The 15,204-nt window shown below is 65.4% G+C and carries 9 protein-coding genes and 4 pseudogenes; 11 read left to right on the forward strand and 2 right to left on the reverse strand.

Annotated features, from left to right (window positions below; genetic code table 11):
- The 4 genes from secF to B586_RS08445 all read left to right on the forward strand — a co-directional run bounded on the left by secF (position 1) and on the right by B586_RS08445 (position 6,155).
- A complete protein-coding gene (secF, locus tag B586_RS08430) occupies positions 1-1,371 on the forward strand; it encodes a protein translocase subunit SecF (protein ID WP_047315958.1) in 1,371 nt (456 codons plus the stop codon).
- A gap of 53 nt (positions 1,372-1,424) precedes the next feature.
- Positions 1,425-3,092, forward strand: a complete 1,668-nt coding sequence (locus tag B586_RS08435) for an ABC transporter substrate-binding protein (protein ID WP_054881006.1) — start codon at positions 1,425-1,427, stop codon at positions 3,090-3,092.
- Positions 3,074-3,631, forward strand: coding sequence for an adenine phosphoribosyltransferase (locus B586_RS08440; protein WP_047315957.1), 558 nt, complete (start codon positions 3,074-3,076; stop codon positions 3,629-3,631). Before B586_RS08435 ends, B586_RS08440 begins: the two co-directional genes overlap by 19 nt.
- 151 nt (positions 3,632-3,782) lie before the next feature.
- Complete coding sequence (locus B586_RS08445) at positions 3,783-6,155, forward strand: RelA/SpoT family protein (RefSeq protein ID WP_054881005.1); 2,373 nt, start codon at positions 3,783-3,785, stop codon at positions 6,153-6,155.
- Positions 6,156-6,243: 88 nt separating this feature from the next.
- Here the strand turns inward: B586_RS08445 and B586_RS08450 are convergent, their stop codons facing one another.
- Positions 6,244-7,131: a peptidylprolyl isomerase gene (locus tag B586_RS08450; protein WP_054880201.1), complete on the reverse strand. Its 888-nt coding sequence runs from the start codon at positions 7,129-7,131 to the stop codon at positions 6,244-6,246.
- 172 nt (positions 7,132-7,303) lie between these two features.
- Here B586_RS08450 and B586_RS08455 point away from each other — a divergent pair, with 172 nt between their 5' ends.
- The 4 genes and pseudogenes from B586_RS08455 (at position 7,304) to B586_RS08470 (ending at position 12,504) form a co-directional block, all read left to right on the forward strand.
- Positions 7,304-7,969 carry an MBL fold metallo-hydrolase gene (locus tag B586_RS08455; protein WP_047316003.1) on the forward strand — a complete coding sequence of 222 codons (666 nt, stop codon included), beginning with the start codon at positions 7,304-7,306 and terminating at the stop codon, positions 7,967-7,969.
- A gap of 3 nt (positions 7,970-7,972) precedes the next feature.
- Positions 7,973-9,250 carry a histidine--tRNA ligase gene (hisS, locus tag B586_RS08460; protein WP_054880200.1) on the forward strand — a complete coding sequence of 426 codons (1,278 nt, stop codon included), beginning with the start codon at positions 7,973-7,975 and terminating at the stop codon, positions 9,248-9,250.
- A 133-nt stretch (positions 9,251-9,383) separates the two neighbouring features.
- Positions 9,384-11,423, forward strand: a pseudogene (locus B586_RS08465) (PE family protein).
- Between the two features lie 52 nt (positions 11,424-11,475).
- Entirely contained in the window at positions 11,476-12,504 is a 1,029-nt protein-coding gene (locus B586_RS08470) for an Rv2578c family radical SAM protein (RefSeq protein ID WP_054880199.1), read from the forward strand.
- Between the two features lies 1 nt (position 12,505).
- Here the strand turns inward: B586_RS08470 and B586_RS08475 are convergent, their stop codons facing one another.
- Positions 12,506-14,110 carry a purple acid phosphatase family protein gene (locus B586_RS08475; RefSeq protein WP_054880198.1) on the reverse strand — a complete coding sequence of 535 codons (1,605 nt, stop codon included), beginning with the start codon at positions 14,108-14,110 and terminating at the stop codon, positions 12,506-12,508.
- A gap of 99 nt (positions 14,111-14,209) precedes the next feature.
- Between B586_RS08475 and B586_RS22585 the strand changes: the two are divergent.
- The 3 pseudogenes from B586_RS22585 to B586_RS20870 all read left to right on the forward strand — a co-directional run.
- Positions 14,210-14,527: pseudogene (locus B586_RS22585) on the forward strand (hypothetical protein).
- Positions 14,528-14,790, forward strand: a pseudogene (locus tag B586_RS21990) (IS481 family transposase); the annotation flags it as partial. It lies immediately after the preceding pseudogene.
- Between the two features lie 50 nt (positions 14,791-14,840).
- Positions 14,841-14,951, forward strand: a pseudogene (locus B586_RS20870) (dihydrodipicolinate synthase family protein); the annotation flags it as partial.
- Positions 14,952-15,204: the final 253 nt, after the last annotated feature.

Here is a 15,204-nt window from a genome sequence, read left to right on the forward strand (position 1 = left end):
ATGGCCTCCAGAGCTAAAGCCGGCACCGAGACCGCCAAGGGCATCGGCGAATCAGACCGAGATGACAACACCGACGGCACGGGCACCGGTGCGGTCGACGTCACTAAAGCCGCCGAGGACGCCGTGCAGCTGACTGACGATCCCGCCACGCAGCTGCCGCAGCACGGCTTTCTTTCCCGGCTCTACACCGGCACGGGTGCGTTCGAGGTGGTGGGACGCCGGCGGCTGTGGTACAGCGTGGGCGGTGCCATCGTGGCGGTCGCAATCCTGTCCATCATCGTTCGCGGGTTCACTTTCGGGATCGATTTCAAGGGCGGCACCACGGTGTCCATGCCCCGCGGCAGCGCTCAGGTCGCGCAGGTCGAGGACGTCTTCCATAAGGCCCTCGGCGCGGATCCCCAATCGGTGGTCATCGTCGGTAGCGGCGCGTCAGCGACGGTGCAGATCAGTTCGAAAACGCTGTCCAATGACCAGACGTCGAAGCTGCGTAACGCCTTGTTTGATGCGTTCGGACCCAAAGGCGCCGACGGTAAGCCCAGCAAGCAGGCCATCAGCGACGCGGCGGTATCGGAGACCTGGGGCGGTCAGATCACCAAGAAGGCGGTGATCGCCCTGGTGGTGTTCCTAGTGCTCGTCGGCCTGTACATCACCGTGCGGTACGAGCGTTATATGGCGGTCTCCGCACTGACGACCATGTGTTTCGACCTGACCGTCACCGCCGGTGTGTACTCGCTGGTGGGCTTCGAAGTCACTCCGGCCACCGTCATCGGCCTGCTGACGATCCTCGGTTTCTCCCTCTACGACACCGTCATCGTGTTCGACAAAGTTGAGGAGAACACCCACGGCTTCCAGCACACCACTCGGCGCACCTTCGCTGAGCAGGCCAACCTGGCGATCAACCAGACCTTCATGCGCTCGATCAACACCAGCTTGATCTCGGTATTACCGGTGCTGGCGCTGATGGTGGTCGCGGTGTGGCTGCTGGGAGTCGGCACGCTCAAGGACCTGGCATTGGTGCAGCTGGTCGGCATCATCGTCGGTACCTACTCGTCGATCTTCTTTGCCACTCCGCTGCTGGTCACGCTCCGTGAACGCACCGAGCTGGTACGCGCCCACACCCGCCGGGTAGTCAAACGGCGTACCTCCGGTTCGCACGTGGGCGGTAAAAACGCTGATAGCAACGCTGCAGCTGACACCCAAAAGCCGCAGAATCAAACGGAATCCTGCGCTGACGCAGCATCGCAGGTGAGCACCGATGCCGCCACCGCGTCCGCGCCGACGGCACCCAGCAAGCCGGCACCGGGGGTGCGTCCGGTGCGGCCGACCGGTACCCGACGTCCCACCGGCAAGCGGAACGCCGGCCGGCGGTAGTCGCGGTAGTCAAGGTGGCCACCCGAGGTCGGCGAGCCGTGGGCGATCGTGACTTGCGGGCCGGCTTGCTCGGGGTTTTGCGGTGGACCGCAATAGGTTTAGTCACGACGCTAGTGGCTTCGGTGACGCTGACCGCGTGCTCTGGAAGCGCCGCGGGGGAGATCGTCTATGTGGTCGACGGCGCGCTGGGCACCTACAACACCAACACCGTCGTCGGTGCCGCATCGGCCGGAGCGCAGGCGTTTGCCCGCACGCTCATCGGCTTCGGCTATCACGGCCCCGATGGACAGGTGATCGCTGACCACGACTTCGGAACCGTCACGGTGGTGGGCGGGGCGCCATTAGTGCTCGACTATCAGATCGCCGACAACGCCGTCTACTCCGACGGCAAGCCGGTGACCTGCGACGACCTGGTGCTGACCTGGGCGGCCCAGTCCGGGCGGTTTCCGGGCTTCGATGCTGCCACCCAGGCTGGTTACCGCGACATCGCCAACATCGAGTGCTTGACCGGGCAGAAGAAAGCCCGGGTGTCCTTCGTCCCGGACCGCAGCGTGGTCGACTACGACCAGCTGTTCGCTGCGACCTCGATGATGCCGTCACACGTCATCGCCGACCAACTGGATATCGACGTGACGGCGGCATTGCTGACCAACAAGGCGCCATTGGTGGAACAGATCGCGCGATTGTGGAACACCACCTGGGATCTCAAACCAGCTGTCGATTTGAAACGCTTCCCGTCGTCAGGCCCGTACAAGATCGAATCTGTCTTGAACGGTGGCGCTGTGGTGCTTGTTGCCAACGACCGTTGGTGGGGCTCCAAGGCGATCACCAAGCGGATCACAGTATGGCCGCAGGGAACCGACATCGGCGACCGAGTCAACAACCGGAGCGTCGACGTCGTCGACGTCGCGGTCGGGTCGTCGGGATCGCTGGCCACTCCGGACAACTACGCGCGCATCGACTCGCCGTCGGCGGGCATCGAGCAGCTGATCTTTGCGCCGCAGGGGCCGCTGGCTGCGGTTGCCGCCCGCCGCGCGCTGGCGCTGTGTACGCCCCGCGACGTGATCGCTCGGGATGTGGGGGTGCCAGTTGCCAACTCACGGCTGTCCCCGGCCACCGAGGATGCCATCGCTGCGGCCGACGGTGCCCCCGAGGCCGGCCAGTTCAGCAAGGCGGATCCCGCGGCAGCGCGCGACGCGCTGGGTGGTGCGGCGCTGCCGGTGCGGATCGGCTACCAGGGGCCCAACGCACGGCTGGCGGCCACCATCGGGACCATCGCCAAGACGTGCGCTGCAGCTGGTATCACCGTGTCCAGCGTCACCTTGGACTCCTCGAAGGACCCCTCAGGCCCGCGGGCGCTTCGGGACGGAAAGATCGACGTGCTATTGGCCAGCACCGGTGGCGCCACCGGCAGCGGATCGAGTGGGTCATCCGCGATGGACGCCTATGACCTACACAGCGGCAACGGCAACAACCTGTCTGGCTACGCAAACGTCCAGGTCGACAACACTATCGGCGCGCTGGCGGTATCTGCTGACCCGGCCGAGCGTGTTAGGCTGCTCGCCGATAGTGCACCGGTACTCTGGGCAGATATGCCGACATTGCCGCTATATCGACAGCAGCGAATGCTGCTGATGTCGAAGACAATGTATGCAGTGAGCAGGAATCCGACCCGTTGGGGTGCGGGTTGGAACATGGACCGATGGGCGTTAGTGGAGTGAAAAGTCTTAGGGGGAGTGCTCCCGTCGCCGACCTCATCGCTGCCCTGACCCGGGATGTGGCCGATTTCCCGACGCCAGGAATCCAGTTCAAAGACCTCACTCCGCTGTTCGCCGACCGGCAGGCGATGACCGCGGTGACTGATGCGTTGGCCGACGTTGTATCTGGCGCTGATCTGGTGGCCGGCATCGACGCCCGCGGGTTCCTGGTGGCAGCCGCCGTCGCCGCCCGGCTGGGCACTGGCGTGCTGGCCATCCGCAAGAGCGGCAAGTTGCCGCCGCCGGTGCTCAGCGAGGCTTACGAGAGAGAGTACGGCCCCGCCACTGTGGAGATCCCTGCCGGCACCATCGAGCTGCGGCGCCGCAACGTGGTGATCATTGATGACGTGTTGGCCACCGGTGGCACCCTCGGTGCGGCGTGCCGGTTGCTGGAGCGTGGTGGGGCCAATGTGATCACGGCGGCGGTGGTGATGGAACTCACGGCGCTGGGTGGTCGCGAGGCGATCGCGCCGCTACCGGTACACAGCTTGAGCCGCACCTAGCCTCGCGACCCGAGTACTTCCGACCGGCCGGGATGGCCCGAGGAGAAGCGGGGCAATCGGACTCAGCCTCGCGACGATGCGGGCCGGGATGGCCCGAGGAGAAGCGGGGCAATCGGACTCAGAGATATCCTCGAGGTCGGAGGTGACCAACGTGGCGGACGACCAGGGCACGGCGCAAGCTCTGCAGCCGTCGGCACCAGCTCCGCTGGTCCTCGGGCCGGCCGTTGAGATACCAGAGCCGCCGGTCGAAACCCTAAAGACTTCTAGCAGTGCGTCTCGTCGGGTCCGGGCCCGGTTGGCCCGCCGGATGACCGCCCAACGCAGCACCATCAGTCCCGTGCTCGAGCCGCTGGTGGCGGTGCACCGGGAAATTTATCCCAAGGCAAACCTGTCGATGGTGCAGCGAGCCTTTGAGGTAGCCGACCAACGGCACGCCAGTCAGCTGCGGCGTTCCGGTGATCCGTACATCACCCATCCGCTGGCCGTGGCCAACATTTTGGCCGAGTTGGGTATGGACACCACCACCCTGGTGGCCGCGCTACTACACGATACGGTCGAGGACACCGGCTACACCCTTGAGGCATTGTCCGAAGAATTCGGCGAAGAAGTAGGCCATCTCGTCGACGGGGTGACCAAGCTGGATCGGGTGGTGCTGGGCAGCGCCGCTGAGGGCGAGACCATTCGCAAGATGATCACCGCGATGGCCCGCGATCCGCGGGTGTTGGTGATCAAGGTGGCCGACCGGCTGCACAACATGCGCACCATGCGCTTCCTGCCCCCAGAAAAGCAGGCGCGCAAGGCCCGCGAGACCTTGGAAGTCATTGCGCCACTGGCACATCGGTTGGGTATGGCCAGTGTTAAGTGGGAGTTGGAAGACCTGTCCTTTGCGATCTTGCACCCCAAAAAATACGAGGAGATCGTCAGGCTGGTAGCGGGCCGTGCACCATCCCGCGACACCTACCTGGCCAAGGTCCGTGCCGAGATCGTCAGCACCCTGGGCGCGTCGAAAATCAAGGCGACGGTGGAGGGCCGGCCCAAGCATTACTGGTCGATCTATCAGAAGATGATCGTCAAGGGGCGAGACTTCGACGACATCCACGACCTGGTCGGCATTCGCATCCTGTGCGACGAGATCCGCGACTGCTACGCCGCTGTCGGCGTGGTGCATTCGTTGTGGCAGCCGATGGCGGGGCGGTTCAAGGACTACATTGCTCAGCCGAGATATGGTGTGTACCAGTCGCTGCACACCACGGTCGTCGGGCCTGAGGGTAAGCCGCTGGAAGTGCAGATCCGTACCCGTGACATGCACCGTACCGCCGAATACGGCATCGCCGCGCACTGGCGCTACAAGGAAGCCAAGGGCCGCAACGGCGTTCTCCATCCTCATGCGGCCGCCGAGATCGACGATATGGCCTGGATGCGGCAGCTGCTCGACTGGCAGCGGGAGGCCGCCGACCCGGGCGAGTTCTTGGAGTCATTGCGTTACGACCTTGCGGTGCAAGAGATTTTCGTGTTTACCCCCAAAGGGGACGTCATCACGCTGCCGACCGGGTCTACGCCGGTGGACTTTGCCTACGCGGTGCACACCGAGGTCGGGCACCGCTGCATCGGTGCCCGGGTCAATGGGCGGCTGGTGGCGTTGGAGCGCCAGTTGGAAAACGGGGAAGTCGTCGAGGTTTTCACGTCCAAAGCGCCTAATGCCGGGCCGTCGCGGGATTGGCAGCAGTTCGTGGTGTCGCCGCGCGCTAAGACGAAGATCCGCCAGTGGTTCGCTAAAGAACGCCGTGAAGAGGCGCTGGAAACCGGCAAGGAGGCCATGGCGCGCGAGGTTCGTCGCGGTGGACTTCCGTTGCAGCGCTTGGTGAATGGTGAGTCGATGGCGGCGGTGGCCCGAGAACTGCATTATGCTGACGTGTCCGCGATGTACACCGCCATCGGTGAGGGACACGTGTCGGCCCGGCACGTCGTGCAGCGGCTGTTGGCCGAGCTGGGCGGTATCGATCAGGCTGAAGAGGAACTGGCCGAACGGTCCACGCCGACGACCATGCTGCGACGTCAACGCAGCACCGACGATGTCGGGGTATCGGTCCCCGGCGCCCCAGGTGTGCTGACCAAGCTAGCCAAATGCTGCACGCCGGTGCCCGGCGATGCGATCATGGGGTTCGTCACCCGTGGCGGCGGGGTCAGTGTGCACCGCACCGACTGCACCAATGCGGCGTCGCTGCAGCAGCAGGCCGAGCGCATCATCGAGGTGCTGTGGGCGCCGTCGTCGTCGTCGGTGTTTCTGGTGGCGATTCAGGTGGAGGCGCTCGACCGGCATCGGCTGCTATCAGATATTACGCGGGCCCTCGCCGACGAAAAGGTGAACATCCTGTCCGCGTCGGTCACCACGTCGGGTGACCGGGTGGCCATCAGCCGGTTTACCTTCGAGATGGGTGACCCCAAGCATCTCGGACACCTGCTCAATGTGGTCCGCAATGTCGAAGGCGTCTACGACGTCTATCGGGTGACGTCTGCGTCCTGACGTTTGGCGCCGAGATTGCCGCCAGGGTTGCGCTTTCGGGGCTAATTACAACCGCCGCGGCAATCTCGTTGGGAGATGAGCTGCAGATTTAGTCGAGCAGCAACGACTTGATGGTGACTTCGGTGGCCGGTGGCCCGTCCTCACCGCCGCCGGCCACTCCATTTTTGGCGATCTTGTCCAGCGTGGCCAGCCCGTCGGCCTGGATCGTGCCGAAGACGGTGTATTCGGGCGGCAACTGCGAGTCCCGGTAGACCAAGAAGAACTGGCTGCCATTGGTGTTCGGACCGGCATTGGCCATCGCCAGCGTGCCACGCGGATACAGGACAGGCTGCCGCAATTTGGGGTCATTAGGCGGGTACTGATCGGTGGGGTACTCGTTAGCGAACTCGTAGCCCGGGCCGCCGGTGCCGTCGCCTTTCGGGTCGCCGCACTGTAAGACGCCCAGCATCGGCGAAGTGGTCAACCGGTGACATTTTGTGTCGTTGAAGAAGCCCTGGCCGGTCAGACTGGCGAAACTATTTACCGTGCAAGGTGATTCGGCGTTATTCAGCAGTAGACCGATATTGCCTTGGTTGGTCACCATGCTCGCGCTCACCGTGGCTGGATCGGTCGGCACCTTGCCGGTCCGCGGCGGCTTGACCGGCTTGGCGGCTTTGTCCGCCGACGGCGGGTATTGGCAGTTGGCGCCCAGGTTGGCCGACGGTTGGAACGACGGCAACGGCAGCACCGACGGCGTGACGGCGGGAGCCCTAGTCGTTGTCAGGGAGTTGCTGGCGGTCGTCGAGGCGGTATCGCTCTTGTGGTCATGCTTGCCGACTACGACGGTGGCCACTTCCGCGACGATCACGGCCCCCGCCGCTACCACGCCACCGCTTATCACCAGGATTCGGCGCCATCGGGCTTGCTTAGCGCGGCGCTCCAGCTGCCGTTTGAGTTTGCGCTTGGCGCTCGCGCGTCGCTGTTCGTTGGTCGGCACGTCCGGTATGCCTCCATGGTTGTCCGGTGAGTGGGTGCAGAGTTGCCAGCCCAGGCTAATGTGGGCGCCTCGATCCGTGTCAAGTTTTCGTTTCCCGGCGTCCTTCCCCGCTGCTGAGCGGGCCGCTGCGGCCCGCATCGTCGCCGACGGCTCGGGATGGGAAACTGGGACCGTGTTTATCACCGGATTTCCCGCCGGGATGCTGCAGTGCAACTGTTACGTGCTGGCCGACCGGCCGGGCACGGATGCCGTCATCGTGGACCCTGGCCAGCGTGCGATGGGCCCGCTGCGGCGCATCCTCGACGAGAATCGTTTGACTCCGGCCGCGGTGCTGCTCACTCACGGCCACATCGACCACATGTGGTCGGCCCAGAAAGTGTCCGACACCTATGGTTGCCCCACCTACATCCATCCCGAGGACCGGTTCATGCTGACCGATCCGATCTTCGGCTTCGGTCCGCGGATGGCGCAAATCGTCACGGGGGCGTTCTTCCGCGAGCCCAAGCAGGTCGTCGAGCTGGACCGAGACGGCGACAAGCTCGACCTGGGCAGTGTGACCGTCAACGTCGATCACACACCCGGACACACCCGCGGCTCGGTATGCTTCCGGGTCGCAGCAGACACCGACTCAACAGACGTGGTGTTGACCGGCGACACGTTGTTCGAGCGCACCATCGGCCGCACCGACCTGTTCGGTGGCAGCGGCCGTGACCTCTACCGCTCCATCGTCGAAAAATTGTTGGTACTCGACGACAAGACCGTGGTACTACCCGGGCATGGCAACTCCACCACTATCGGCGCCGAGCGTCGTCTCAATCCGTTCCTCGAGGGCCTGTAGCTTGTGACGGAGTCATTCACTGCGTTTTCTGGGCCCAAGGGGGTACCGGACTATCTTCCGCCGGACTCGGCGCAGTTTGTCGCGGTCCGTGATGGGTTGCTCACCGCCGCCCGCCGGGCCGGTTACGGCGACATCGAATTACCCGTCTTCGAGGACACCGCGCTGTTCGCTCGCGGCGTTGGTGAATCCACTGACGTGGTGGCCAAGGAAATGTACACGTTCGCTGACCGTGGTGACCGCTCGGTAACGCTGCGCCCCGAGGGCACCGCCGGGGTGGTGCGGGCGGTGATTGAGCACGGTCTGGACCGCGGCGCGTTGCCGGTGAAGCTGTGCTATGCGGGCCCGTTTTTCCGATACGAGCGTCCCCAGGCCGGCCGATACCGCCAACTGCAGCAGGTCGGCGTTGAAGCGATCGGCGTCGACGACCCGGCCCTGGACGCCGAGGTGATCGCCATCGCCGACGTCGGCTTCCGCTCCCTGGGCTTGGACGGGTTCCGGTTAGAAATCACTTCCCTGGGCGATGAGACCTGCCGCCCGCAATATCGAGAACTGTTGCAGGAGTTCCTCTTTCAGCTTGACCTTGATGAGGACACCCGCCGACGCGCCGAGCTTAACCCGCTGCGGGTGCTCGACGACAAACGACCCCAGGTGCAGGCGATGACAGCCGAAGCGCCGGTGTTGCTCGACCACTTGTCCGATGTCGCCAAGCAGCACTTCGATACGGTGCTGGCTCACCTGGACGCCTTGCGGGTGCCATATGTCATCAACCCGCGGATGGTGCGGGGACTGGATTACTACACGAAAACCACCTTCGAGTTCGTCCACCCCGGCTTGGGCGCGCAATCCGGCATCGGCGGCGGCGGACGGTATGACGGTCTGATGCATCAGCTCGGCGGACAGGACCTGTCGGGCATCGGATTCGGGCTCGGGGTGGACCGGACCTTGCTGGCCCTGCGCGCCGAGGGCAAGACCGTGGGGGAAACCACGCGCTGCGACGTGTTCGGCGTGCCGCTAAGCGAAACGGCCAAGCTCAAGGTGGCGGTGTTGGCCGGGCGGCTGCGTGCTGCTGACGTCCGCGTCGACCTGGCCTACGGGGCGCGCGGACTCAAGGGTGCGATGCGCGCGGCGGACCGTTCCGGTGCCCGCGTCGCGCTGGTAGTCGGTGATCGAGATATCGAGGCCGGCACCGTCGGGGTGAAGGATCTAGCCACCGGTGAGCAGGTCTCGGTTCCTGTGGATTCGGTTGTCGCCGACGTGATTTCACGGCTGGCGCCGGGTTAGCTTGGCCGAACTCGCCGGACGAAATTTGTCGTTCGCCTGAATCAGGCACCGCCGCTATCTACCATACGGTTCAAGAATTGACTAAGCCGTAAAAGCCGTTCGGCGGAGATGCTGAGGCGTTGGGAGGCAAAGCATGTCGTTTGTGATCGCGGTCCCGGAGTTGGTGGCGGCCGCAGCGACAGATCTGCAGGGAATCGGTACTTCGCTGAGCGAAGCCAACGCCGCGGCGACCGCCCAGATAACCGGAGTACTGGCGGCCGGTGCTGATGACGTGTCGGCGGCCATTGCGGCGTTGTTTTCCGGGCATGGCCAGGCCTACCAGGCGCTCAGCACCCAGGTGGCGCAATTTCACCAACAGTTCGTCCAGGCGCTCAATGCCGGTGCGGCGCAGTACGCCAGCGCTGAGGCGGCAAACGTCTCGCCGTTGCAGACCCTGGAGCAGGATCTATTGGGTCTGATCAACGCGCCCACACCGAGGCGCTGCTGGGGCGCCCGCTAATTGGTAACGGCACTCCCGGGACGGCAACACAACCCAACGGGGGCCCCGGGGGCTTGTTGTACGGCAATGGTGGCGACGGCTTCACCAACCCTGGGCAGGGGATCGCCGGTGGCAATGGCGGTGATGCTGGGCTGATCGGCAACGGCGGGGCCGGTGGTGGTGGCGGCACCGCCGCGGCAGGCGGCAACGGTGGCCACGGCGGGTGGCTGTTCGGCAACGGCGGGATCGGCGGGGTCGGCGGCGACGGCACCGGAGCAGGCTTCGCTGGCGCCGCCAATGGTGGCAATGGCGGGGTCGGCGGCGCTGCCGGGCTATGGGGCACTGGAGGCGCCGGCGGGAATGGCGGCAACGGCGCAACCGGCGGCAACGGTGGCAATGGCGGGGATGGCGGCGCCGGCGGGGTGTATGGCAACGGTGGGGTAGGCGGCAATGGCGGGGTCGGTGGGGACTCGTTCGGCCGCGGCGCCACCGGTGGCACCGGTGGCAATGGTGGCAACGGTGGCACCGGGGGTCTGTGGGGTGATGGTGGGGCAGCCGGCAGCGGTGGAGCCGGCGGCCGAGGTGCCAGGTTCGGCGGCAGCACCGGCGATGGCGGCCTCGGAGGGCACGGTGGCAATGCCCAGTGGATTGGCGATGGCGGGGCCGGCGGGGCGGCGGGGCGGAGGCCAGGGTGGGATCGGCGGCGACGGCGGTACCGGCGGGCAGTTGTTCGGCAACGGCGGTCACGGCGGCGACGGTGGGCTCGCTAGCCCAGGGCGCGGCGCCGGAATCGGAGGGGCCGGCGGTAATGGCGGTGACGCCGTCGGGCTGTTCGGCTACGGGGGTGCCGGCGGGACCGGCGGGATCGGCATTGGTGGCAACGGCGGGGCCGGCGGCAATGGCGGCACGGCTGGGGTGATCGGTCGCGGTGGTGACGGTGGGGCCGGCGCCCTGGACATCGGGGGTGGAACTGCCGGTGTTGGCGGTAACGGCGGCGACGCACGGTTTATCGGTGATGGCGGTAACGGCGGTGCCGGCGCACCCGGGTTAGCAGGTCTTGGCGGGGCCGGCGGCAACGGTGGATTCCTCATCGGCGACGGTGGTAACGGCGGTGCCGGTGCCCGTGGCGGGGATAGCGGCTATCTCGCCGGCAATGGCGGCAAGGGTGGGGATGGCGTGATCGTCGGAGACGGCTCGGCTGGCGGCAATGGCGGCAACGCTGTGGGATTGTTCGGCCACGGCGGGCTGGGCGGAGTCGGCGGGACAGATGTGAACACCGGCAACGGGCTGACCGGTGGCTTTGGCGGTAGCGGCGCACTGTTGATCGGCGCCGGCGGCAACGGCGGCGCCGGCGGGTTCGGTCTCGCCGGAATCGGCGGCACCGGAGGCCACGGCGGCGACGCTATCGGTGTGTTCGGCAACGGCGGGGCCGGCGGGACCGGCGGGATCAGCATCGTCGGCGGTGGTGGTGACGGTGGCGGCGGTGGTAACGGTGGCTTGATCGGCAACGGCGGTCCCGGTGGTGACGCGGGTGCCAGCGCCAGCTTTGCGCCCGGCAATGGTGGCAGCGGCGGTAACGCTCGCCTGATCGGCAACGGCGGCAATGGCGGGGCCGGCAACTTCGGCGGCAACGGCGGCATGGGCGGCAACGGTGGTCAATTGGCGGGCGCTCCAGGGATCACGGGGGCGGTGTAGCGCTTCCGGGCAAGGACTTGACAGATCATCGAACTAATGTTCGAATAACTGCATGCGCTGGGCTGGTCAGGCCGTCGCGGTCAACGGGATGCCCGTCGACGACGGGGCGTTGCCGGGGCTGCAGCGGATCGGCCTGGTCCGAAGCGTGCGCGTTCCGCGTTTCGGGGGCATCACCTTTCACGAGGTGCTATGTAAATCAGCGCTAAACAAGGTGCCGGACTCGGCCGCGTTGCCGTTTCGGTATACCGTCAACGGCTATCGCGGCTGCTCGCACGGCTGTCGTTATTGTTTCGCGCGTCCCAGCCATGAATATCTGGATTTCAACTGCGGCACTGACTTTGACACACAGGTGGTGGTGAAGACCAATGTTGCCGATGTCCTGCGCCACGAGCTGCATCGGCCGTCGTGGCGGCAGGAAACCGTCGCCCTGGGCACCAACACCGATCCCTACCAGCGGGCCGAGGGCTGCTACGCACTGATGCCCGGCATCATCGGCGCGCTCGTCGGGTCCGGTACGCCGCTGTCAATCTTGACCAAAGGCACCCTGCTGCGCCGGGACTTACCGCTCATCGCCGACGCCGCGCAACAGGTCCCGGTGTCGGTGTCGGTGTCGCTGGCAGTAGCGGACGCGGAGCTGCACCGCGACGTCGAACCGGGCGCACCGACGCCGCAGGCGCGTCTGGGGCTGATCAGCGCAATCCGCGACGCCGGTCTGGACTGCCATGTGATGGTGGCGCCGGTCCTGCCGCATCTCACCGACTCCATCGAGCACCTCGACCGGCTGCTTGGCCAGATCGCGGCCGCCGGCGCCACCGGTGCGACGGTTTTCGGTCTCCATCTGCGTGGTGCGACTCGCGGCTGGTTCATGTCCTGGTTGGCCGGTGCGCATCCCGAACTCGTCGGCCAGTACCGGGAGCTCTACCGGCGCGGAGCGTATCTGCCGCCGGGCTACCGCGAGATGCTTCGGCAACGCGCTGCGTCGCTGATGACGAAGTATCGGCTGATGGGTGATCACCGCCGGTTGCCGCTGGCGACCACATCGGCGGTGGTTCCGGTAGCTGCCCAGCCGACCCTGTTCTGAGTTATGCGGCGCGCGGCTTGGTGAGAGTGAACTGGTCTATTGCGGTGATAGCGCCGAACGGCCCGCTCACCGCGTAATACGTTGCCTTGATTGACATATTGCCGCCTGGTTGACCTGGATCGACGTCGAAAGCCGCAACGCCGTAAGGGTTGTCGCGGTCGCGAAATGCCGACCACGCCGCATCCTCTAAAACGTAGATCGGTGCCTTGCGCCCGATCGCAGGATCAAATGCGCCGACGCCGGTCAACACGCGGCACCGGGGTTGCGGGAACAGCAGCGCGTTGCTGGGCAGCGAGGTACCGCCGCCGCCGATGACCATGTGCACCGTGCCCCTGGTGGCGTCGATGAGGTCGTTGCGGGTGTCGACGGGGATTGGTGTTCGGGTGTCGGTGCCCAATGTTCCGCGCAACGGGTGTGAGCGCTCGTAGTGGTGTTCGTGGCCGCACACCACCAGATCGACCCCGTACTGGTCGAACAACGGCAGCCATTCCTCGCGGATCCCGAGGTCGGCGCCATTGGCGCGGTCAGCGGTGGAGATCGCCGTCTGATGCATACAAACGACCACCCAGTCAATATCCGGATCGCGCCGGGCGTCGGCGAGTTCTGCTGCAAGCCAGCGCTTTTGCTCTCCAGCCGAGTATCCGTGCACGTATGAGTTACCGCCATCTTGGAAGGCCACGTCGTCGTTGTTTAGGCTGATTACCCGCACCGAGCTGGCGGTGAACGAGTACCACAGCCCACGCAGCTGCGGGCTAGAGCCCGAATCGGGCACCGCAAAGTAAGTCTGATAGGCGCCGTAACCGATTGGCCCGTTGCCTAATTCGTTCTCGTGATTGCCGGCGGCCGGCATCCACGGCCGGTACCGCGCCGAGCGGGTGTTGTTATCAAGCCAGTCCGACCAGGTGCGGATCCGGTCTCGGGCGAGGTTGGCGTAGCACAGGTCACCGTTCACGAGGTTGAACAGCGGAGCGATGCGTTCGATCGCGATCGTGGTATCGCCGGCTGCGGGCGATCCAATGTTGTCGCTTACGTATGTGCCATTGGTCAACCTGCCTAGCGCCGGAGTGGATTGGTCGCCGAAACTGGTGAAGCGCAGCGGTTTTCGCCCTGCTGGTGCGGTGCGGACGGTCCCCAGCTCGGGTGCCGCACCGTCGTGGACCGCCGCGTAAATGTAGTCGGTGTCCGCGGTCAGGTTCGTCAAGCGGGCGTGGTTGACGCGGACCTCGGTGTTGGACTGCGCGTCTCGGTACGTTCGGGTTTCGGCCGGCACGGTTTGGCCAAACCCAGACGTCGGTGTGCCGAGCATGACGCGTGGGTTGCGGATGGCGTCGGTGGTGTGCCATGACACCACAACCTCGGTGGCGGCGTTTTTGCCGAATTGCAGATGCAGACCGCCCACCGGCGGCGCGCCATGTCGGTCCGGCTGGTACCACACCGTCGGGCCGCGCGGGTGAGACCACACCAGTGCGGCCCCACCTACCCCGACGCCCGCGCCAATGATCGCCGATACCGCGCTCGCCGTTAGCATGCGGCGGCGGTTGACGCCGGGTCTGATGTCCGGGGTGGCCGGGTCAGGGCCGTCGGCCCGTTGCGGATCGTCGCTCATTCATGCTTCATACCCGAGCCGGGCGACTGTTGGTACATCTGCCGGTGAACGTCTGCCGAGACCGCAGCTCGGGTCATTGAATCCGGTAGCGTCTTTGTCATGACGGGCCTGCGAAAAGTGATCAGCGCGGTCGCGATGACAACGTGTGCGGCGGTGCCGGAAGTCGCAGCGACTGCGCCGACGGCAGCCGCGGACCCCGAGGTCATCAGGTGATCTACACCGTGACAATCACCAGCGATCTGATCGCCACTGGTCTATACGACCACGCTGGCACATCCGAACCAATGGGCGATCGTTACCGCCAGCGGGGGGCTGCGGGTCAATCCCGAATTCCACTGTGAGGTCGCGGTGGACGGTCAGACAGTAGTATCGCAAAACGGTGGCAGCGGCGTTTCGTGCTCGACGCGGCCCTGGTAATCGGCCCGGTGCGGTGACATGGTGCATGTCGATGTCAGAAGCTCGGCAAGATCCCGGCTGGCGGTGGGTGGCGGATGTTGGGTCGCGCCATGGGCAATCCCAATTGGCCAACAGCGAGCTGTTGGCAGACGAACGTAAGAAACCGCGGCCGCGTTCTGGCAACGGGGCCAACGCGTGGTTTGCCAAACATGGCATCACAGTGCGATGACCATACCGACATTGAGCACCGTCGCACCCGACCCTGCCCGCCTCAGACCAACGGCGTCTCTGCATCTCAGGTCAGGACAGCTGGTGGGTGACCATCGACGCGGGTCTGCCCGTCATCGTTGGCGTCTCAGATGTGACCATCACCAAGACGATTCGGCGTGCCAAACATGCGCAACAGGCCAGCGCCGACGCGGTGACGATGCTGCAGGTGTCCTACTCAGTGGCGGCCGGTTGCGCTTCTGCTACGGGAGCAACCTGCTGCTGGTTGGAAGGCTGAAAAAAGCCGCCGCATCCGGAGACAACCTGGTTCGCGGGCATCGAAAGCGCTACCAGCGTGAGCATGATCCAGGCCGTGCGTCCGACTTTCAGTCTTTCGTGCAGTCGGCGGGCGGCCACGTCCAAGATCCGATCCCGTTTGCTCTGGGTGCCTCTCTTGCTTGCATTTCTCATGAGGCGCAACATAACAAGCG

This window comes from Mycobacterium haemophilum DSM 44634 (genome assembly GCF_000340435.2).
Lineage (GTDB): Bacteria > Actinomycetota > Actinomycetes > Mycobacteriales > Mycobacteriaceae > Mycobacterium > Mycobacterium haemophilum.

Coding starts and splice junctions, on each gene's coding strand:
- secF (WP_047315958.1), top strand. CDS start 1: ATGGCCTCCAGAGCTAAAGCCGGCACCGAGACCGCCAAGGGCATCGGC.
- B586_RS08440 (WP_047315957.1), top strand. CDS start 3,074: ATGGGCGTTAGTGGAGTGAAAAGTCTTAGGGGGAGTGCTCCCGTCGCC.
- B586_RS08470 (WP_054880199.1), top strand. CDS start 11,476: ATGCGCTGGGCTGGTCAGGCCGTCGCGGTCAACGGGATGCCCGTCGAC.
- B586_RS08475 (WP_054880198.1), bottom strand. CDS start 14,110: ATGAGCGACGATCCGCAACGGGCCGACGGCCCTGACCCGGCCACCCCG.